General features: G+C 30.6%; 25 protein-coding genes. 7 read left to right on the top strand and 18 right to left on the bottom strand.

The genetic code is table 11. From position 1 onward, the window contains the following. Positions 1–30 precede the first annotated feature (30 nt). The 11 genes from GQR92_RS13780 to GQR92_RS13730 all read right to left on the bottom strand — a co-directional run bounded on the left by GQR92_RS13780 (position 31) and on the right by GQR92_RS13730 (position 9,115). Complete coding sequence (locus tag GQR92_RS13780) at positions 31–1,152, bottom strand: NTP transferase domain-containing protein (protein ID WP_158840502.1); 1,122 nt, start codon at positions 1,150–1,152, stop codon at positions 31–33. 81 nt (positions 1,153–1,233) lie between these two features. Next, a complete protein-coding gene (gene moaC / locus GQR92_RS13775; RefSeq protein WP_158840500.1) occupies positions 1,234–1,707 on the bottom strand; it encodes a cyclic pyranopterin monophosphate synthase MoaC in 474 nt (157 codons plus the stop codon). 263 nt (positions 1,708–1,970) lie between these two features. Then, a complete protein-coding gene (locus GQR92_RS13770) occupies positions 1,971–2,261 on the bottom strand; it encodes a GIY-YIG nuclease family protein (protein ID WP_158840498.1) in 291 nt (96 codons plus the stop codon). A 180-nt stretch (positions 2,262–2,441) separates the two neighbouring features. Then, positions 2,442–3,629 (bottom strand): molybdopterin molybdotransferase MoeA, encoded by a 1,188-nt coding sequence (locus GQR92_RS13765; RefSeq protein WP_158840496.1) that lies wholly within the window; start codon positions 3,627–3,629, stop codon positions 2,442–2,444. Positions 3,630–3,718: 89 nt separating this feature from the next. Beyond that, positions 3,719–4,711, bottom strand: a complete 993-nt coding sequence (gene moaA, locus GQR92_RS13760) for a GTP 3',8-cyclase MoaA (protein ID WP_158840494.1) — start codon at positions 4,709–4,711, stop codon at positions 3,719–3,721. Then, positions 4,712–5,125: a YeeE/YedE thiosulfate transporter family protein gene (locus tag GQR92_RS13755; protein ID WP_158840492.1), complete on the bottom strand. Its 414-nt coding sequence runs from the start codon at positions 5,123–5,125 to the stop codon at positions 4,712–4,714. A gap of 92 nt (positions 5,126–5,217) precedes the next feature. After that, positions 5,218–5,775, bottom strand: coding sequence for a YeeE/YedE family protein (locus GQR92_RS13750; RefSeq protein ID WP_158840490.1), 558 nt, complete (start codon positions 5,773–5,775; stop codon positions 5,218–5,220). A 65-nt stretch (positions 5,776–5,840) separates the two neighbouring features. Next, positions 5,841–7,073, bottom strand: coding sequence for a 3-deoxy-D-manno-octulosonic acid transferase (locus tag GQR92_RS13745; protein ID WP_158840488.1), 1,233 nt, complete (start codon positions 7,071–7,073; stop codon positions 5,841–5,843). Between the two features lie 94 nt (positions 7,074–7,167). After that, the gene (gene rpmA, locus GQR92_RS13740) at positions 7,168–7,428 is read right to left on the bottom strand and encodes a 50S ribosomal protein L27 (RefSeq protein WP_036824185.1); all 261 of its coding nucleotides are present in this window, start codon (positions 7,426–7,428) and stop codon (positions 7,168–7,170) included. 40 nt (positions 7,429–7,468) lie between these two features. Then, complete coding sequence (rplU, locus tag GQR92_RS13735) at positions 7,469–8,092, bottom strand: 50S ribosomal protein L21 (protein ID WP_068447037.1); 624 nt, start codon at positions 8,090–8,092, stop codon at positions 7,469–7,471. Between the two features lie 147 nt (positions 8,093–8,239). Further along, complete coding sequence (locus GQR92_RS13730; protein WP_158840486.1) at positions 8,240–9,115, bottom strand: DMT family transporter; 876 nt, start codon at positions 9,113–9,115, stop codon at positions 8,240–8,242. Between the two features lie 161 nt (positions 9,116–9,276). On the opposite strand from GQR92_RS13730, the gene GQR92_RS13725 reads away from it, so the two are divergent. Next, positions 9,277–9,765: a cation transporter gene (locus tag GQR92_RS13725; protein ID WP_158840484.1), complete on the top strand. Its 489-nt coding sequence runs from the start codon at positions 9,277–9,279 to the stop codon at positions 9,763–9,765. 74 nt (positions 9,766–9,839) lie between these two features. Here the strand turns inward: GQR92_RS13725 and GQR92_RS13720 are convergent, their stop codons facing one another. Both GQR92_RS13720 and GQR92_RS13715 read right to left on the bottom strand, forming a co-directional pair. After that, a complete protein-coding gene (locus GQR92_RS13720; protein ID WP_158840482.1) occupies positions 9,840–11,381 on the bottom strand; it encodes a glycine--tRNA ligase in 1,542 nt (513 codons plus the stop codon). A 44-nt stretch (positions 11,382–11,425) separates the two neighbouring features. Next, entirely contained in the window at positions 11,426–11,989 is a 564-nt protein-coding gene (locus GQR92_RS13715) for a class I SAM-dependent methyltransferase (RefSeq protein ID WP_158840480.1), read from the bottom strand. A 52-nt stretch (positions 11,990–12,041) separates the two neighbouring features. Here GQR92_RS13715 and GQR92_RS13710 point away from each other — a divergent pair, with 52 nt between their 5' ends. Beyond that, positions 12,042–12,728 carry a ComF family protein gene (locus tag GQR92_RS13710; RefSeq protein WP_158840478.1) on the top strand — a complete coding sequence of 229 codons (687 nt, stop codon included), beginning with the start codon at positions 12,042–12,044 and terminating at the stop codon, positions 12,726–12,728. A 55-nt stretch (positions 12,729–12,783) separates the two neighbouring features. Then, a complete protein-coding gene (locus GQR92_RS13705) occupies positions 12,784–14,406 on the top strand; it encodes an Ig-like domain-containing protein (protein WP_158840476.1) in 1,623 nt (540 codons plus the stop codon). Positions 14,407–14,464: 58 nt separating this feature from the next. On the opposite strand, the gene GQR92_RS13700 is transcribed toward GQR92_RS13705, so the two are convergent. Both GQR92_RS13700 and GQR92_RS13695 read right to left on the bottom strand, forming a co-directional pair. Then, the gene (locus GQR92_RS13700; protein WP_158840474.1) at positions 14,465–15,613 is read right to left on the bottom strand and encodes a cystathionine gamma-synthase; all 1,149 of its coding nucleotides are present in this window, start codon (positions 15,611–15,613) and stop codon (positions 14,465–14,467) included. 133 nt (positions 15,614–15,746) lie between these two features. Beyond that, positions 15,747–16,202, bottom strand: coding sequence for a DinB family protein (locus GQR92_RS13695; RefSeq protein ID WP_158840472.1), 456 nt, complete (start codon positions 16,200–16,202; stop codon positions 15,747–15,749). 41 nt (positions 16,203–16,243) lie between these two features. Between GQR92_RS13695 and GQR92_RS13690 the strand changes: the two genes are divergently transcribed. Continuing rightward, positions 16,244–16,591 carry an arsenate reductase family protein gene (locus GQR92_RS13690; RefSeq protein ID WP_158840470.1) on the top strand — a complete coding sequence of 116 codons (348 nt, stop codon included), beginning with the start codon at positions 16,244–16,246 and terminating at the stop codon, positions 16,589–16,591. A 21-nt stretch (positions 16,592–16,612) separates the two neighbouring features. On the opposite strand, the gene GQR92_RS13685 is transcribed toward GQR92_RS13690, so the two are convergent. From GQR92_RS13685 to GQR92_RS13675, 3 genes are all read right to left on the bottom strand, one after another. Continuing rightward, positions 16,613–17,089 carry a DUF4252 domain-containing protein gene (locus tag GQR92_RS13685; RefSeq protein WP_158840468.1) on the bottom strand — a complete coding sequence of 159 codons (477 nt, stop codon included), beginning with the start codon at positions 17,087–17,089 and terminating at the stop codon, positions 16,613–16,615. 90 nt (positions 17,090–17,179) lie between these two features. Beyond that, complete coding sequence (locus GQR92_RS13680) at positions 17,180–18,160, bottom strand: glycosyltransferase family 4 protein (protein WP_158840466.1); 981 nt, start codon at positions 18,158–18,160, stop codon at positions 17,180–17,182. A 7-nt stretch (positions 18,161–18,167) separates the two neighbouring features. Next, on the bottom strand, positions 18,168–19,007 hold the full coding sequence (locus GQR92_RS13675; RefSeq protein WP_158840464.1) for a hypothetical protein: 840 nt from the start codon (positions 19,005–19,007) through the stop codon (positions 18,168–18,170). 100 nt (positions 19,008–19,107) lie between these two features. Between GQR92_RS13675 and GQR92_RS13670 the strand changes: the two genes are divergently transcribed. The 3 genes from GQR92_RS13670 to mscL are packed head-to-tail and all read left to right on the top strand — an operon-like array spanning position 19,108 to position 21,290. After that, positions 19,108–19,728: a thymidine kinase gene (locus GQR92_RS13670; RefSeq protein WP_158840462.1), complete on the top strand. Its 621-nt coding sequence runs from the start codon at positions 19,108–19,110 to the stop codon at positions 19,726–19,728. Next, positions 19,729–20,826: an alanine racemase gene (gene alr, locus GQR92_RS13665; RefSeq protein ID WP_158840460.1), complete on the top strand. Its 1,098-nt coding sequence runs from the start codon at positions 19,729–19,731 to the stop codon at positions 20,824–20,826. A gap of 53 nt (positions 20,827–20,879) precedes the next feature. Next, entirely contained in the window at positions 20,880–21,290 is a 411-nt protein-coding gene (mscL, locus tag GQR92_RS13660; protein WP_158840458.1) for a large conductance mechanosensitive channel protein MscL, read from the top strand. The last annotated feature ends 61 nt before the right edge of the window (positions 21,291–21,351 follow it).

Genomic DNA, 21,351 nt, shown 5'->3' with positions numbered 1-21,351 from the left:
TAAAAATGATATTACATAAATTTAAACATTCTAATTTACCTCTTTTTTAGCAGCTCTAAACTCTTCGGGTGTATTTATATTTCTGATAAAATCATCATCAACCTCAACAATTTCTACATCAGAATTAATTAACATTTTACGCGGACAAGAATATCCTTGTGCTAAATATTGTAATAAAATAGGATATGCTTTGGGTTCATAAATAGTGATTAAAGGTTCGAGGAAATCTTTGTTCTTCCCTTTAATTGCTGTAGCCGACTTAGTCGGATTTCTATGTTTAAGTACCAATTTAATTATATCCTCGGTAACAAAAGGAACATCGGTTGCCAACACAAACCAAGCTGCATTTGGGTCTTTCTGAAATGCAGAACAAATACCACCAAACGGACCTAAATTTAAAAACTTATCAGAAATTTCATCTTCTTTTTCTGATGAATTCTGAACTGAATAAAAGGTTTCTAAATTATTGATTTCTAACAATTCTTTGGCAACTTCTTTTTGAGGTTTTCCAAAATAATCTAGTTCAGATTTATCTTGCCCCATTCTTGTGCTTTTACCGCCAACTAAAACCAACCCTTTTACGGGTGCTATTTTTTCTTGAATAAGATTATGAATGTGGTTCGATATTTCATCAACCTCATCAATTGTATAACACGTGATGTTTTTTATCTGCGGATATTTTTCTTCCAAAAACGAAAAATATTCCGTGTCAGATTTCAACTTTACAACAAACTGAATACGATCTAACTGTTCTAATCTTTTTAAAACCGAAGCTTCTTTTGCTTCATCTAAAACCAAAATCTGTTTTGCTCCTTGATAATGATTTCCGTTGATAAAAACATAATCGTACTGTGCAAATTGCAAGCGTTGTTCAAACTTATTTACATTTCCAGAAGTGGTAATCTGTAAATTTCCTTGATGATGAAAAGTATATTCTGATAACGTATTCTCTGCAACATCTTTTGCGTGAGAAGCATCAAAATACGCCAACTTATAATTGGATAATTTCTTAGAAACATTATGAACTAAATCTGAAATAACACCACAGTTTGTACCTAGAATAGCAATTTCATTTGGCGCAAAATTATCATTATCTCTTCTTTCTAAATTTGTATGTTTTTTATGTTTTGTATGTTTTGTATGTTTTTTCATTTTATTCATTTTGTCATTGCCAACAAAGTGAAGCAATCTTTTATTAACAGATTACTTCGTCGTTCCTCCTCGTAATGACAATTAATTATTAATATCAGATTTTCCTCCAGTTTTCTTTAAGAGCTTCACTTCTTTAATCACCATTTCTTGACTGATGCTTTTACACATATCATAAATAGTTAAACACGTAATATTTGCACCTGTTAAAGCCTCCATTTCTACTCCAGTTTTACCTGTAATCGTAACTTCACAAAAAACTTCTATATTTTCTATATCTATAATATTAATATCAATATCAACCCCATTAATTAATAAAGGGTGGCACATTGGTATTAATTCTGATGTCTTTTTAACCCCTTGTATTCCCGCAATAATTGCCGTCTGAAAAACAGGTCCTTTTTTGGTAATTAACTCATCATTTGTAAAATGAGCTATTACTTCTTTTCCTAAAAACATGGTTGCTTTTGCAATGGCAGTTCTTTTGGTAATTTCCTTATCAGAAACATTTACCATTTTAGGATTTCCTTTTTTATTTAAATGACTGAATTCACTCATTATCTATATTTTGTTCTTAATACATTTATAATTTATCTATCGAAAAAACCAATAATTTAGTTACACACGTACAGTTACTTCAAGTGATTTTTTTCTAAAATACTGTGTCGAGAAGTTTTTTTGAAATTAAAATGTTCTCGATACAAATTTCTCGTACCTCCAAATTCACTCGAACTGACAATACGTTTTAAACACTCTAAAATACACACTGTCACTTCGAGTGAAATTCTTTTTTCAAGAATTTTGTATCGAGAAGTTTTTAATTATCTAAATTTCTTCTTTGCTAAATTAGGGAGTTTTTCATATTCATTATTAATTAAAGCCTCCTTTTTAGCTTTTGACCATTTTTTTATTCGTTTTTCTGTATCAATTGCAAATCCAACTTCAGTAAATTCAGCATAAAAAACCAACTCTAAAGGTCTTCTTTTATACGTGTAACTTTCTATATGTTTTCCTTGTTGGTGTTCAAAAACACGTTGTTCTAAATTTGATGTAATACCAGTATAATACGTTTTATCTGAACATTTTAATATATAAACATAGTAGATTTTCATTTTTTAAATTTTAAAATGTTCTCGATACAAATTTCTCGTCCCTCAAAATTCACTCGAACTGACAATACGTTTTAAACATTCTAAAATACACACTGTCACTTCGAGTGAAATTCTTTTTTATAGAATTTTGTATCGAGAAGTTTCTCACTATTTCTCAATAAAATCATCCAATAATAATGTTTATCTATATCTTATTACAGGAAAAACTTCTCCTTTTTTAAATTCAGCTTTATCATTTGGTAACTGAATAAAAGCATCTGTTTTTACCAAACTTGCTAAATCTCCAGAACCATTTCCGGTAATAGGGGTTGCTATTAAATCTCCTAAAACTGAATTTAATTTCACTTGTAAAAAGTACGTTAAATTAGGTTTAAAAATAACTTCAGTAGATAAAATTGCAGTTTCTTGTTCAACTTCTAAACCTATTGATTTATAATACCAAGGATAAAAATATACCAAACAGTTTACAAAAGTAGAAATCGGGTTTCCAGGAAAACCGAAGACATTACATTCATCTGTTTTTCCATAAAAGAAAGGTTTCCCTGGTCGTTGTGTAATTTTATGAAACAGTTTCTCTACTGCTAATTCATCAAATACTTCTGGTAAAAAATCATACTTTCCTTTACTTACCGCTCCGCTAAAAAGTAATACATCGTATTCTTGTAAATAGTTTTCGATTTTCGATTTTAAAACAGGCTTATCATCTGTAATATGCGCCGTTTCAGAAGGAATACTCAGTCTTTCTAACAAAGACACTAAAGTAAACACATTACTTCTTCTAATCTGATGTGCTTGCGGAATTTCATCTACGCCAACCAATTCATCACCCGTAGAAACAATCATCACTTTTGGTTGTTTTGCTACTTTTACAAAAGATTTACCAACAGTTGCTAGCACGCCTATTTCTGCTGCGGATATTTTGGTGTTTTCTTCGATTAATAAATCGCCAACTTTACCATCTTTTCCTTTATTATGAATATTCTGTCCATCATTTATTGCATCAACAGTAATCGTTGCAACTCCATTTGTTATGGTAACATCTTCGTACCTAATAACAGTGTTGGCGTTGTTTGGTAAAACTGCCCCTGTCATTACTTCAATACAATTCTCTGAATTATTTAACGAAATTTGCTCGTTTCCTGCAGCTTGAATTCCTTCAATTTTAAAAGCTCTTTGTCCGTTTTTAAATGAAGTATAGTCAATAGTAATTCCATCCATAGAAACTCTATTAAATGGCGGGAAATCTCTATCTGCAAGAATATTTTCTTTTAGAATTCTACCTACAGATTTTATAAACGGAACCTCTTCAATTCCAAAATATCGACTTGAATTTAAAACAGTTTCTAAAGCTTTTTCTACTGAAATCATTTGTATAAAATGTGTAATTGTTTATTTGGTTAATCGTGTAATTGTTCAAGCGTTTTACACATTTAAACAATTACACGATTATACTTTTACTATCCTCCAATTGTACTCATACTTTCAGAAGCGCCACCATCTTTTCTATTAGCTTCTGCTATAAAACCATTTTCTGGCTTCTGTTTTACCAAACCTAAAAAAAGTTCTTTTAAATCGTCATTAGAAGCGCCTTTTCTTATGAAATCTCTAAGGTTAAAAACGCCATCATCAAACAAACAATTTTTAAAAGTTCCGGTAGATGTTATTCTAATTCTATTACAATCGTTACAAATAGTTCTTGTAAATGCAGGAATAATTCCAAAAGTACCAACATGATTGTCTATTTGGTAATTTCTAGAAGTTGATGATTTTTCAGACTGAATTTCATTTACATCAAACTCCGTTTTTACTTCATTTAAAATCTTATTAAAAGTCCAGTTTTCTTTCATTTCTCGTTGCCCTTTTCCATTAAAAGGCATTTCTTCAATAAAACGAACAGCCACATTTTTATCTTTTGTTAATCTTACAAAGTCTACAATTTCATCCGTATTAAAACCAGATTGCACTACTACATTTAGCTTTAAATTTAAACTACTTTTTTCTAAGAGTTCAAACGTTTTATAAACCTCCGGAAAAACATCTCTTCGTGTAATTTTTGCAAACTTTTCTCGATGCAAACTATCAATACTTAAATTGATATTTTTCACCTTTTCTAATTGTTCAATTTTAGAAATATGCTTAGAAATCATTGCACCATTGGTGGTTATATTAATTGCTTCTAATAGATCATTATAAGACAACATTTCTAAAAACCCAACAAAATCTTTACGTACAAAAGGTTCTCCACCTGTTAAACGGACTTTATTAACCCCCAATTCTGTTAACACTCTAATTAAGCGATACATTTCTTTAAAGGTCAATAACTCTTGTCTTGGCACTATTTCTATTCCGTGAGCAGGCATGCAATACTGGCAACGCAAATTACAACGATCTGTAACTGCTAATCGTACATACTCCATTTGACGACCAAAATTGTCTAGTAATTTACTCATTTAGTTGGGTAGTTTTTTACTTAAAATTCCATAAATAAAGGCACCTAAAAGTGCACCAAATAATAAAATTAAAGCAGGTATTAATTTAAAGCCAAGAATTACAAAAATAGGTGCAGCACAGGCTCCGGATATTCCCCAACCTAAGCCAAAAAATGTTCCTCCTAAAATAGTTCTTATAAAACCTTTTTCTTTCGGTTTTGGTATAATTTTATTTCCTTTAATATCTTTTATAATTCCTTTTTTAAACAACTGCATAAAAACCATAGAAATTACAACAGCTCCTCCAATAATTCCAAACATATGAAAAGATTGAAACTTAAACATTTCGTAAAAACGATACCAAGAAATGGCTTCACTTTTACTCAATACAATGGCAAAAAAGATTCCTAATAGTAAGAATTTGATATTTTTCATTTTGAATATATTTTAAATTTTCAATTAACTTCTCCACTGCACTCGAAGAGACAAATTGAACATAATTATTTTTGTTTAATGTCAATTATTGGCTAAAATAAAATTGGAATTATAAACCAAGTGGCAATCATTCCGCCAATAAAAAAGCCAATTACTGCTAATAAAGACGGTAATTCTAAATTACTTAACCCAGTAATTGCATGACCAGAAGTACAACCGCCTGCATAACGAGTTCCGAAACCAACAAAGATTCCTGATACCAAAAGAATTAAAAACCCTTTGATTGATAAGAATGATTCTGCTCCAAAAATTTCATCAGGAAAATATTGATTCCCAACATTCGAAAACCCTAAATCTGTAAGTTCTTGCACCGTTTTAGGATTTAAATCTACTGCTTGATTCGGAATTAAATACTTAGCAGAAATAACACCACCAATAATTAACCCAACTACAAACATCAAAGCAAAATCACGATCTTTCCAATCTTTCTTAAAATAATCTGATACTTTTCCTGCCCCCGCCATGGTACAAAGTGTGTCAAAATTTGTAGAAGCACCAAAATTTCTACCAAAATAGAAATACAATAACAGCGAAATTGCTATTAATGGTCCTCCAACATACCAAGCCCAAGGTTGTAATATAAAATTCATAATTTCTTTCATTTATTCTCGATACGATTCTGATAAAAATCAAAATTAATCGAACTGATATTCATCTAAAGTTTATCCTCTAAATAATTCATAATTAATTTTGTAGCCTTAAGATTATCGGCAATATATCTTTTATTGATAACTCCTGTTAACTTTCTAAAATTCTCATCTTCTTTTAGGTTGATGAAATTCGTTGTAAATTCTTCTTGGTTTTTAATAGAAATACAACCTCCTATCTTAACCAAATCTACGGCTTCTTTAAATTTGTCGTATTTATCTCCAATCACTACAGGAATTCCGAAAGTTGCAGGTTCTAAAATATTATGTAAACCTGTTTTTAAACCTCCACCAACATACGCAAGATCTGCTGCTGCATATATTTTGGTTAAAATACCAATCGTATCAATAATAAAAACGCTGTATTCTGATAAATTTTTATCAGCTTTAGCTGAATATAAAACAGTTTTTTTGTTGATAGATTTCTGTAGTTCTAAAATTGCTTCTTGTTTAATATTGTGAGGCGCAATAATAAATTTCTCATCTTCGGATGCATTATTATTGATATAATTTACCAACAACGCTTCATCTTCTTGCCACGTACTGCCTGCAACAACAGTATATTTACCGTCTTTAAACTGGTTGATAAAATAGAGTGAGTTATTTTGTTCTAAAATCTTAGAAACTCTATCAAAACGGGTATCACCAGCAACAGTTACATTATTAAAATTAATTGAGCTTAGTAACTTTTTAGAGTTTTCATCCTGCACAAAAAAGTGATGGAAAGCTTTTAATGAATCTCTCATAAAACCACCATAACTTTTAAAGAAGAGTTGTTTTTCTCTTAAAATACCTGAGACTAAAATGGTAGGAATTTCTTTTTGTTTTAATTCGTTTAAAAGATTTGGCCAAAATTCATACTTTATAAAAACTGCCAATTTAGGATTTACAGTTTCAATAAACTTTTTGGCATTCGATTTTGAATCTAAAGGCAAATAACAAACCACATCTGCTAAGTTGTAATTCTTTCTAATTTCATAACCAGATGGAGAAAAGAAAGTAACTAGTATTTTATAAGCAGGATAATTAGCCTTTATTTCTTCTATAATAGGTCTTGCTTGCTCAAATTCACCTAAAGAAGCTGCATGAAACCAAATAGTTTCAGAATTCTTTAATGCAGCTATTTTAGAAAAGATTTCTTTTCTGCCAGCTACAAAAAGTTTTATTTTCTTACTGAATAGTACCACTAACGGCAATAAAACAGAGGCTTTGAAAACGAGTATGTTGTATAAAAATTTCATTAATGTAAAAGTACAAATTCAACCTAAATTAGAAGCATAAAAAAACGCTCAAACAGAATTGTTTGAGCGTTTTAATTATAATAGTCTTAATTTCTTAAACTTCAAAAGGAGTTATAGAAACATAAGATCTGTTATCTTTTTTCTTACGGAATTCTACAACACCGTCAACCTTTGCATGTAAAGTATGATCTTTACCCATGTAAACGTTTTCTCCTGGATTGTGAGTTGTTCCTCTTTGACGAACAATAATGTTCCCTGCAATTGCAGCTTGTCCACCAAATATTTTTACACCTAGACGTTTCGATTCTGATTCTCTACCATTCTTCGAACTACCTACACCTTTTTTATGTGCCATGTTATTGAGTTTTTATAGGTTAAAGTTAAATTATTAGGAATTATTTTTCAATACCCCCGTCTAATCTATCTTGTAATTCTTTTAATTCATCCCACTTACCTTCTGCAGCTAAACCAGCTTGCTTTGGCCAAGTAGTTGTTACGATATGAGATAATCTAGAACTAGCTTCTGTTAAGATTTCACTCAATTTTGCTGGATCAGCTTTTGCCACTTTTGCAAAAGTATCTAACCCTGCACCTACTAAAGCTTCTGCAGCTTTAGGTCCAGCACCTTCAATTTTCTTTAAGTCGTCTGCTTTAGCAGATTTCTTTGGAGCAGCTTTAGTTGCCTTTGGAGCAGCTTTTTTACTACCTGAAGCAGCAATAGATTCAATAAGAATCTCGCTTAAAAATTGTCTGTGTCCGTTTTTCTTAATATAACCTTTTCTTCTTTTCTTCTTGAAAACGATTACTTTATCACCTTTTAAGTGACTTAAAATTTGAGCTGTTACTGAAGCTCCTTCTATAGCTGGGGCGCCAATTGTTACATTCCCTTTTTCATCAAGTAAAAGAACGTTATCAAAAGTAACTTTTGATCCTACTTCTCCTTGTAAACGGTGAACGTATACTTTTTGGTCTTTTGCAACTTTAAACTGCTGCCCTGCCATCTCTACGATTGCGTACATACTATTTGTTTTGCGTTTATTACTAATTATTTTGCATATTCCTAATGAAAATGCGGGTGCAAATATACATCTTTTTTAATACGTTACAATATACTTTTCATAAATAATTCTATCAAAATCAAGAGCATACCTTTTATTTATAAAAAACTACTTCTTCTTATTTACAAAGTAAACTCCCAAAAGCACAATTACACCTCCTAAAACCTGAATTAAACTTAACTTTTCGCCATCTAACACTCCCCAGAAAATAGCTACTAAAGGAATTAAATACGTTACAGAAGATGAAAAAACAGGGTCTGAAATTTGTACTAATTTATTGTAAATAGTTTTTGCAACACCTGTGCCTACCACAGATAAAATTGCCAAATACCCTAAAGAATGCATTAAAACTTCATTCTTAACATCAAACGTAGTAAAGAAATCTGTAAAACTTAAAACAATGATTGCAGGAATAATCAATAATAAAAAATTACCCGTTGTAATAGCCAAAGCATCTAAATCGTGTAAATATTTTTTTACCATATTCGCATTAAGGGCATAACCTACAGAAGCAATAATAACCAATAAAGCATACCAGTAATTCTGATTTGAGTTCACATCGGCACCTTTTAGTATCAAGATTAAAGTCCCTATCAAACCAATTAAAATTCCAAACAATTGTGCTTTCTTAAACGCAAAACCAAAAACTAAAGCTCCAAAAATTAAAGTATTAAAAGGGGTAAATGAATTTAGAATAGACACAATAGAACTATCGATACTCGTAATTGCAAAAGCAAATAGAAAACCAGGTATAAATGTACCTGCAAGTGCTGTATAAATAATGTATTTCCAATGTTTCTTTTTAATTTTCTTGATGGATGGAAAAGCTACAGAAAGTAAAAAAACAGCTGTAAAAATCATTCTTAATGCTCCTAATTGAACAGGAGTTACACCTAAAAGTGCTTTTTTCATTAAAATAAAAGAACTACCCCAAACTATTGAAAGGATAATAAGATAAAACCATTTTTTTTGTTGATTGTTCATTTACTATAAAATATTATGTAAAAGTCCGACAAAACTTTAAAAGTCAATGCTTTTATTGATAAATTTGCATAATAATTTTATAACCGAATCTGATGCAAATACTTTGATGGTTTATCAAAATTAATTTTTAAACTAAAATTTTATATTCTAAATCTATTTTTATGAAGACTAAAAAAATATTATTTTCTTTTGCAATTGCTTGTTTTGTTTTAATAGGCTGTAAAAGTGAAGTTAAAAAAGAAGTGTTACCTGTTGATAAACAAAATGTTTCTTTAGCAATTTCTGGTATGACTTGCCAAATTGGTTGTGCAAAAATTATTCAATCTAAATTATCTAAAAAAGAAGGTGTTATAGATGCTAAAGTAATTTTTACAGATAGTATTGCCAACATTGCATTTGATGCAAATACAACATCTAAAGAAGATTTAGTTGCTTTTGTTAGCGGAATTGCTGGCGGAGAACTTTATAAAGCTTCTATTGCTCCTGAAAAAGTAGCACATACTTGTACGGAAACCTGTAAAGATACTTGCCAAAATAAAACAACTATTTCAGAAACAGAAAAAGCATGTTGCTCTGTAGATGAAGACGGAACAACCTTTTGTAAAGAAGACTGTAAAATGGCTTGTTGTGCTGATAAAAAAGCGGCATAGCATTTATATTTTAAAAGCAAAAAAAAAGCTGAATCTCAAATGAGATTCAGCTTTTTTTTATCCTTAAAAACTAATTACATTTTCTGTAACCAAGTTTTAACAGCTACTTCTGCTTTTATAATTTCTTTTAAATCTGCAATAGCAACTCTTTTCTGCTCCATTGTATCTCTATGTCTTATAGTAACACATTTATCTTCTAAAGTCTCATGATCTACAGTAATACAAAATGGTGTTCCTGCTGCATCCTGACGTCTGTAACGTTTACCAACGGCATCTTTTTCGTCGTAAAAAACGTTAAAATCCCATTTTAAATCATCCATAATTTCACGAGCTACTTCTGGCAAACCATCCTTTTTAACTAAAGGAAAAATAGCCGCTTTAAAAGGTGCTAAAACTGCTGGTAATTTTAAAACAGTTCTTGTAGTTCCGTTTTCTAAGGCTTCTTCTTGTAATGAATGAGAAAAGACAGCTAAAAACATTCTATCTAAACCAATAGAAGTTTCCACTACATAAGGTGTGTAACTTTTATTTTCTTCATGATCGAAATACTGTAATTTCTTTCCAGAAAATTCTTCATGCGCTTTTAAATCGAAATCTGTACGAGAATGAATTCCTTCTAATTCTTTAAACCCGAATGGGAAGTTAAACTCAATATCTGCTGCTGCATCTGCGTAATGTGCTAATTTATCATGATCATGAAAACGGTAGTTCTCTGCGCCCATTCCTAAAGATAAATGCCATTTTAAACGCGTTTCTTTCCAAGCATCATACCATTCTTTTTGAGTTCCTGGTTTTACAAAAAATTGCATTTCCATTTGTTCAAACTCACGCATTCTAAAAATAAATTGTCTTGCAACAATTTCGTTTCTAAACGCTTTACCCGTTTGTGCAATACCAAAAGGAATTTTCATTCTTCCGGTTTTTTGCACGTTTAAGAAATTTACAAAAATTCCTTGAGCTGTTTCTGGTCTTAAATATAAATCCATTGCAGTTTCTGCAGAAGCACCTAATTTGGTACCAAACATTAAATTAAACTGTTTTACATCCGTCCAATTTCTAGAACCTGTTAAAGGATCTGCAATTTCTAATTCTTCAATTAATAACTTTACATCGGCTAAGTCTTCTTTTTCTAAAGACGCACCCATTCTTGCTAAAATTGTATTTATTTTTTCTTGATAACCAAGAACACGTCCGTTGGTTGCAACAAATTCTTCTTTATTAAAGCTTTCACCAAAACGTTTTTCTGCTTTAGCAACTTCTTTATTTATTTTTCCTTCAATTTTAGCACAATACTCTTCAATTAAAACATCTGCTCTGTAACGTTTTTTAGAATCTTTATTGTCAATTAAAGGATCGTTAAAAGCATCAACATGCCCAGAAGCTTTCCAAGTTGTTGGGTGCATTAAAATAGAAGCATCTATACCCACAATGTTTTCGTGCATTTGCACCATTGCTTTCCACCAGTAATCTCTAATATTTTTCTTTAGCTCAACTCCGTTTTGAGCATAATCGTAAACCGCACTTAAACCATCATAAATTTCAGAAGACTGAAAAACATAACCGTATTCTTTAGCGTGCGATAAAACTTTTTTAAATTGATCTTCTTGTTTTGCCATAATGCGACAAATATACATCAATCTAAAAATTTAACAATAAAAATCTAACCTACTTTTTTACAATGATAAACAAAAGCTGGAGGAAAGTTTAAAGGCTCAAAACCTAAAGAGATCGATTGATTAAACACCGTTTTAAGTTTTTTAAAATAGGTTAAACTATACTGAAACTGAATAAAGGTCCCTTTATCTTCTAAGACAAGAAATGATTTCTCTAAAATTTCATTCGTAATTTCTTCTGGAATTATCGTTAACGGTAAACTAGATATGATGTGATTGGTTTTATTAAAATTTAATTTCTTTAATTCTTCTTCAATTTTTTCTGCGGAAGACTTAATAACAATCAATTGTTTGTTTTTGATTTGTGATAGTTGATTGTAAAAGTTCTCATTAATCTCAAAACAAATTAAGATAGCATTTTCTGGTAATTTTTCTAAAATCAGTTTGGTTATTGCTCCACTTCCTGGTCCAAGTTCTACCAAAACTTCTACTTTAGAAAAATCGATTCCTTTTAACATTCTTGCTGCCAAAAACCGAGAACTCGGAGTTACGGTACCTAATGTTTTTAGGTTTTTAAGAGACTCTTTAAAAAAATTTATTCTGTTATTCAAATCCTGTTCTTAAATTATATGATTATCTTTCTAAAAAAAAGGCTTTGTAAAAATGCGAATTTTAAAAGACTTATTCAATCTTTTTTACCCAAAACTGTGTGCTAATTGTGAGCATCAATTAACACAGAATGAAAATGTACTCTGTACATTTTGCCGTCACGATTTACCTTTAACCAATTTTACTAGCTATATAGAGAACAAGATAACAAAAACTTTTTACGGACGAGTTGCCATAGAAAAAGCTAATTCTTTATTATTTTATAGAAAAGTAGGGATTACAAAAAAGTTAATTCACGAATTGAAGTACAAAGGAAACGAAGAAGTAGGTAGCTTTTTTGGTAATTGGTTAGGCGAAATATTAAAAGAAAACAAAGAATTTGTAGACATCGATGTTATTATTCCTGTTCCATTACATCCTAAAAAACGTAGACAAAGAGGTTATAATCAAGTTACCAAATTCGGAAAAACATTAAGCAAACACTTAGACAAACCGTTAATAGAAAACATTTTACTGAGAACATCAACCTCAAAAACCCAAACTTTTAAAGCTCGTTTTGAACGTTTTAATAATATTGACACCAAATTTCAGTTATCTGACTTCACAATATTAAAAAATAAACACGTTTTATTAATTGATGATGTAATTACCACGGGCGCAACTTTAGAAGCCTGCGCAAAAGAATTGCAAAAAACAGCTGGCGTAAAAATCAGTATTTTAACAATGGCTTATACAGAGTAAAATTTATGCTTTTTAAGTCAAAAATATATTGTTAATTTGTATAAAATTTACCTTTGTGAAACCAATTTTTAGATTTCTTTTTTTTAGCCTCTCTTTCCTACTTTTAACTAACTGTGCACGAACAGGAAGACCAGAAGGTGGCCCAAAAGATGAAGACGCACCTTTGTTTGTTACTGCGAATCCGCCTTATGAAACTATCAATTTTGATAAAAAAGAAATTAAATTAAACTTTAACGAGTTTATAAAATTGAAAGATTTAAACAAACAACTCATTGTTTCTCCACCACTAAAAAGCCCTTTATTGGTAACACCACAAGGAACTGCAAGTAAATTTTTAACTTTAAAAATTCTTGATACTTTAATTAAAAATACAACCTACATCATTAACTTTGGTAATGCTGTAGAAGACAATAATGAGGGTAATAAATTAGAAAATTTTAAATATGTATTCGCTACCGGAAATTATATAGATTCCTTAACAACTTCCGGAGAAATCGTAGACGCTTATTTAGATGATAGACAAAAAAGTATTAATGTGCTCTTATATAAAATAGACAGTGCTTTTACAGATTCTATTATTTTTAAAACCAAACCTAATTATGTAGCGAACACTTTAGATACTTCTTCTTTTAATTTTACAAACTTAAAAGAGGGGAAATATCTAATGATTGCCTTAAAAGAAACAGCAAACGATTATCTTTTTAATCCTAGAGAAGACAAAATAGGTTTTTTTACAGACACTATAACATTGCCTAAAGATAGCATTGTTAAAAAACCAATTAAATTATTTAAGGAAACTTTACCCTATAAATTTAGACGTGGTAAAGAAATTTCTAAAGGAAAAATTGCATTTGGTTATGAAGGTGAAATAAAAGATTTAAAAGTTAAAATTATCTCTGAAACACCTAAAGATTTTAAAAGTATTTCGAGGTTTGAAACCGACAAAGACACACTAAATTACTGGTTTAAACCTTTTGAAGCAGACTCTTTAAACTTTATAGTTACCAACGATAATTTTATTGATACGCTTACTGTAAAACTTCGTAAGAAAAAGATAGACACCCTAATAGTAAGTAGTTCTGTATCTGGTACGCTACATTTTAGAGACACTTTATTTATTAAAGGGAATAACCCATTTGTAAGAATTGACACTACTAAAATTACACTTACAGATAAGGACACGCTAGCAGTCTCGTACACTAGTTTTATTTCTAAAAAAGAGAATAAAATTGCCTTACTTTTTGATAAAAAACCAGAACAAAACTATACCTTAAAAATATTACCTGATGCTATTTTTGACATCTTTGAGCAAAAAAATGATACCTTAAAATTTAGCTTAAACACAAAAGAGATTGAAGATTACGGAAGAATTACTATGGATATAAAAAACCAAACTTCTAACTCTTTAATTATTGAACTTTTAGAAGGAAAAAATAAAGACAAACTAATAGAAAGACGTTATATATCTGACTCTAAACAAATACAATTTAATCTTTTAGAGCCAAAAACTTATTTTGTAAGAGCTATAATTGACGTGAATAAAAATAATAAATGGGATACAGGAAACTACTTACTAAAACAGCAGCCAGAAAATATTATTTATTTCTCTGAAGAACTAAAAGTAAGAGCCAATTATTACTTAGATGGTAATGTTTTTACCGTTAAAAACCCTGAATAGATTTTTATTATCTTCTATAAAATACTGTACATAAAAAAAGAGCCAATTGGCTCTTTTTTTATGCGTTTAATGCGTGTTGTAAATCTGCAAGTATATCACTGATGTCTTCGATACCAACACTTAAGCGAATTAAAGAAGCTGTAACACCTATTTTTAAACGTTCTTTTTCTGGCATTGATGCATGCGACATGGTTGCCGAATGATTTACCATACTCTCCACACCTCCTAAAGATTCTGCCAACGTAAAAAACTTAATGTTCTCTAAAAAATTAAAAGTAGCTTCTTTGCTTTTGTCTTTTAAACTGAAAGAAACTACGCCTCCAAAAGCTTTCATTTGTTTTTTTGCAATAGCATGGTTTGGATGGTCTTCTAAACCTGGATAATAAATAGCATCTACTTTTGAATGTTCTTTTAAGAAACGAGCTACTGCCATTGCATTCTCGCAATGACGTTGCATTCTAAGATGTAATGTTTTGATACCTCTTAATGCTAGAAAAGCATCCATAGGACCTGCAATAGCACCTGCTGCAAACTGAATAAAATGCAATTCTTCTGCTAATTTTGCGTCTTTTACAATTAAAGCACCCATTATTATATCTGAATGGCCACCTAAATATTTAGTAGCGGAATGCATTACAATATCTACTCCTAAATTTAAAGGTTGCTGCAAATAAGGTGTTGCAAAAGTATTATCTACTGCTATTAAAATGTTAGAACCTATATCTTTTACAGCTCTAGAAATTGCTTGAATATCTGCAATTTTCATTAACGGATTTGTTGGAGTTTCTAACCAAACTAATTTTGTTTTTTCTGTAACTGCCTTCGCTACATTTTCTACAGAATCCGTATCTACATAGGTAAATTCTAATCCGTATTTTTCGAACAAACGTGTAAACATTCTGTAAGTGCCGCCATACAAATCGATTCCTGCAATAATTTCATCACCAGGGTTTAGTGTTCTTAGTACACAATCTATGGCTGCCAAACCAGATGAAAATGCAAAACCATGCGTTCCGCTTTCTATGGAAGCCAAACTATTTTCTAACGCCGTTCTTGTAGGGTTTGACCCTCTAGAATAATGGTATTCTTGGTCTGAACCCAAGCTAGATTGCGCATAGGTAGATGTTTGAAAAATAGGTGGTACTACTGCTCCCGTTGCCGCTTCTGGCTTCTGACCTCCGTGAATGGTTTTTGTATTAAATTTCATCTTTAAAGTTTTAATTCAGCTTTGGTATTTCTACAAGTTATCAAACAGGTTTAGCCCAGATTGAAGTGGCATCCTTTTTTTATTTTTCATAAAAAAAGATATAACGGAAAGCAGGAAATGGCTTCTAATAAACCTATAAAAATTTCTTGATAGATCTAATAATTCCGTAGTGAATACCTTCGTGAAAATTGTTAAAAGAAATAGCAGCTTCAATAGAATTAATTACAAAACCGGTACTTGTTGGGTACTCTGTATAATTCTCAAAAATACCTGCTTCATAATCTTCTTGCAAAGTGTCTGGCAAACCTAAAAGCAACTCTTTTACTTCTTCAAACTCCTCTTCTGTAAAAGTTTTTGTTGGTACGGTTCCTTTTTTATAATCTTCGATTAATTCTTCTGGACATAAACAGTTTAAACCTGCTAATTTGTAGTTTAAAAGCTGCTGCGTAACCACTAAATGTGCCACATTCCAAGCAATGTTATTTTTAAAACCAGCTGGTGTAGTATGGATTTGTTCTAAAGTTAAGCCCTCTAATTCTTTTAAAACTAGTGTGCGAGATGTTCTTAAAAGATCGAATTGTATGTTCATTTTTTTGTGTAATTTTGGAGATGTAAATATAATCTATAAAAATGAAGAAAGTCTATTTTTTACAAACTTGTGATACTTGCCGAAGAATTTTAAAAGAGGTAAATACCGATGGTTTTGAGCGACAAGAAATTAAAGCAAACAATGTTACAACGGCGCAATTAGAAGAAATGTACGCACTTTCTGGCAGTTATGAGGCGCTTTTTAACAAACGTGCTAAGTTGTATAAGTCTATGGATTTAAAAAACCAAGTTTTGTCTGAAGCTGATTATAGACAATTTCTTTTAGATGAGTACACGTTTTTAAAGCGTCCGGTTTTTATTGTTGATAAAGAAATTTTTATTGGAAACAGTAAAAAAGTAATTGAAGCATTAAAAGAGAAGATTGGTTAAAACCTTCTCTTTTATTTATTTTTAATTTGATGAAACTTTTATATCTGAAGATGAAATCATTGCGGCTAATTCATCATGCGTAATTTTAGTTTTTAAGCCAAACAAGACCATTTTATCTGAATCGCTATTGGTTCTAATAATTATTTCTCTGATGTAATTGCCTTTTTCGATAAAAAATAATTCGGCTTTACTTCCGTTTTCCTTTACTCGTGCCAATGTCTTTAAGTCGTTTTTTCTGCTAAATTTTCTAAAATCGCTAGAAACCGCATTGTCTTGATTATCGAAAATCATGAGTTTAAAATCGCTAGATTTTCTAATAATATTCATTAAATCTCCATCTTCTTCATCATCTAAAAAAGAACCCGCTAAAGACGCTGATAAATTGATAGAAAACGTTGACTTTTCTTTATTAACTTTATAGAAGTTTTGAAATGCTGCTTCTTGTGCAGAAATGGTTGTAATAAAAAAGGCAAATAAAATAGTTGCTAAATGTTTCATATTGGTAGGTTTTAAATTTAGACGACTACCAATTAGTTTTGTTACAAATCTTTATTTTCAATAAAATTTTACAGTACTTAAAAAACAACTTTATTGGTAAACCTTTATTAAGTTTTCTGCTTCTTTCTTTGCACTCCAATTCATCAAAATTTCTTCCCTTGCTTGTTTTCCTAAATGCGGAATTTCATTATTTATAGATTTTGATATTAGTTTTTCTAATTCAGAAATATTACCTGCTTCAAATAAATAGCCATTTTTAGCATGTGTTATTAGTGATGAATGCACACCTACATTTTTAGTTGCAATTACAGAGCAACCACAAGACATTGCTTCTGCTGTAACCAAAGAAAAACCTTCAGAAAAGCTAGGAACAACAGCTATTTTTGACGCTTGATAATAAGAAATAATGTCTGATGTTTCATTTACAAAATAAACTTGATCTTCTATATCATGTTTTTTAACAATTGCCTGTAGCTCTTCTAAAAAAACAGGCTTATCTATTTTACCAACAATTGCTAACGCCCAATTACTATCTTGTTTTAAAACCTTGGCCGCTTCTAACAAAACAACTTGTCCTTTTGCTTTACGAACTCTTCCTGCACACAAAATAATATTTTCTTGCTTAATATTAGAAAGCTTTTTAGTATTGTCTGGCAAAAATAGATTAACATTTACACCATGGCCAACAATTGTATTTTCTATCCCTAATTTTTCACTCATACTTTTAATAAGTGTAACTACATTGTCTGCACTTTTTAATAACTTTAAAGTGAGTTTAGATGGTGTAGTTTCTGCATGACGTGTGGCAATTAATTTGAATTTTGCACCTAAAAAACGAAAAAATAACATTCTCATTATTTCGTTATTTCTATGACAATGCACCACAACTTCTTTCTTAGAAAATAATAATGATTTTAATTTTGATGAAGAAATTTTACTGCCTTCTACATTATAACCATAAATATAGGTTTCGAACTTTTCATCGAAAAAAGGTAACACGTTTTCTATACTTCTGGTAACTCCAGTTCTACGTTTATGAAAGTGTGTATGTATTAAAATTGGTTTAGACATAATGTTTTTAAGCGAATCTGCGTTCTATTATTTCCATAAAACGTGCTTCTAATTCTTGTTGGTTAGACCAATCGTAATCTGGTTTTACCATTTTACTAATAAACTTATTTGCTTCTTTTTCTGTTCCGTATGTATTTAATTGAGATACTACTCTGTTAAAATCTTCTTGACTACCGTCAAATAAATTCTTTACAAATGCAATTCTATCATTTAAACCAATCTGAATGTTGGTAGTTAATCTATCATTTAAAGATTTTGGTGCAGGAATATCGAACAAAGTTGCTAATTCATCAACAGAAATAGTGTCTTCTAACTCCTCTTCTAAAGATAATACCTTACTTACTTCTTGCTTTATAACCTCTTCTACTTCTATAGCTTCAGGTTCTGCAAAAATAATTTCTTCCAATTCGGCAAAAGGTTGTTCTATAATTTCATCTACAACAACCTTCACTTCTTCTTTTACCGCAACAACAACCTGCTCAATTACTACTTCTTCAACTGTTTCTTGCTTAATAGTTTCTGCTGTTGGTAAACTAATTTGCTCTTCTTTAACTTGCTCTTCTACAACCTCAACTTCTTCAGTTTTATCAATCACCTCAACATCAACCAAAACAACCTCTTTAGATGCTTGTAATTCTAACCCTATTTCAACCTTTGAAACTAACTCTTCTTTCGTTTCATCTAAAGCCGGAGTTGTATTTACATACTCTTCTACAAATGCCAACAAAGATAATTTCTCATAAATTTCTTTTGATATTTCTTTTAAAGCAAACACATCTTCTTTATTTTTTAATTGTAAAATGCTGTGCGCTAAACTGATTAAATCAGCTTCTAATTTTTTGTGCATAAGTTGTTTATTGAAGTTATTTTTTACTCGTAAATATTCCTAAATTTGTTGAAATTCAAAGTAACATCAAATTTAATATTCTAATGCCTAAAATTACAAAATGTTTCTCGAAAATACAGTAAATCCTTCAGAACAATTTGGTTGGATTGAAGTAGTTTGTGGCTCTATGTTCTCTGGAAAAACAGAAGAACTGATTAGAAGATTAAAACGTGCACAATTTGCAAAGCAACGCGTAGAAATTTTTAAACCTGCGGTTGATACACGTTATGATGAAGAAGAAGTAGTGTCTCATAATGATAATAGAATTCGCTCTACACCTGTGCCTGTTGCCTCTAACATTCGCTTATTAGCTACAGATGTTGATGTTGTTGGTATTGATGAAGCTCAGTTTTTTGATGATGAAATTGTTGCTGTTTGTAACGATTTAGCAAACAGAGGCGTCCGTGTAATCGTTGCTGGTTTAGATATGGATTTTAAAGGAAATCCTTTTGGACCAATGCCTGCTTTAATGGCAACTGCAGAGTATGTTACAAAAGTACATGCAGTTTGTACACACACCGGAAACTTAGCGCATTACAGTTTTAGAAAAGCGAAAAATAATGATTTGGTAATGTTAGGGGAAACTCAAGAATATGAGCCTTTAAGTAGGGCTGCGTATTACAAAGCAATACAAAAACAAAGAATCTTAAGTCAAAAAGATTCTGAATCAAGTTCGGAATAAATGAATAATCATGTTACAGTTTTAGAGATTGACGGAAATGCATTGTTGCACAATCTAAATTATTTTAAAGGGAAATTACAACCCGAAACAAAAATTTTAGCTGTTGTTAAAGCTTTCGGATATGGAAGTGATGCCGTACAAATTGCCAAATTTTTAGAAGAAAAAGTAGATTATTTTGCAGTCGCTTACGCAATTGAAGGAATTGCTTTGCGTGAAGCAGGTGTAGAAACGCCTATTTTAGTTTTACACCCACATATACAGAACATAGCATCTATTGTAGAATATAGGTTAGAACCTTGTTTATATAACTTTAAAATTTTTGATGCTTTTTTAAAATTAGCAGATGAAACTCCGTTAATGAATTACCCTATTCACCTAAAGTTTAATACGGGTTTAAATAGATTAGGTTTTTGGCATACAGATATCCCTACAATAATTACCAATTTAAAAGAAACAACACACATTAAAGTACAGTCTTTATTTTCTCATCTAGCCGCTAGTGAAGATTTAGAAGAGCAAGAGTTTAGCATCAACCAAATTAATAACTTTGCTTACATAGCACAACAATTCTACAAACACTTAGGTTACGAACCTATGTTACATATTTTAAACACTTCTGGCGTTATAAACTACCCAAAAGCACAGTTTGATATGGTTAGAATTGGTATTGGTTTGTATGGTTTTGGTAATGATGATAAAGAAACAGCCCAACTTAAAAACACACATAATTTAACATCTATTATCTCTCAAATTCATATTATAGAACCCGGAGAAACTGTTGGTTATAACAGAGCTTTTACAGCTAAAAGACAAAGTAAAACCGCTACAATACCTATTGGTCATGCAGATGGTTTGTCTAGAAGACTGGGTAATAAAAAAGGATATGTTCTTATCAATAATCAAAAAGCAAAAATTATTGGTAACGTTTGTATGGATATGATTATGGTAGATATTACTAAAATTGATTGTAAAGAAGGTGATGCCGTAATTGTCTTTAACAATCAAGAAATGATACAACACATTGCAGATGTTTCTGAAACAATACCGTACGAAACATTAACAGCAATTTCTCAACGCGTTAACAAAGTGTTAAAGTAGTAGTTTTTTTTACTACTTTTGTGTTCTAATAATTAATTAAAAAATCAAATAAAATGTTAAAAGAATTTAAAGAATTTATTACTGGTGGTAATGTAATTGAATTTGCAGTAGCAGTAATTATGGCAGGTGCAATTGGTGCAGTTGTAAAAGGATTTGTAAGTAATATTGTGATGCCAATTGTTGGTGTATTTACAGGAGGCGTAAGTTTAGCAGATCAAAAATATATATTATCTGAAGCAGTTTTAGACGCAGCTGGTAAAGTAGCAACTCCAGAAAACGCAATTACTTATGGTGCTTGGATAGATACAATTATCAATTTAATCATTGTTGGTTTTGTAATGTTTATGATTGTAAAAGCATACAACAAAACTAAAAAGAAAGAGGAAGCAGCTCCTGAAGCTCCAAAAGGACCAAGTCAAGAAGATTTATTATCAGAAATTAGAGATTTATTAGCTAAGAAATAAGTTTTTACTTTTCTTTATAAAATAAAAACCCAAGCAAATGCTTGGGTTTTTTATGTTTAAT

Source organism: Polaribacter sp. L3A8, assembly GCF_009796785.1.
Lineage (GTDB): Bacteria > Bacteroidota > Bacteroidia > Flavobacteriales > Flavobacteriaceae > Polaribacter.
This window is presented reverse-complemented; position numbering and strand designations above follow the sequence as displayed.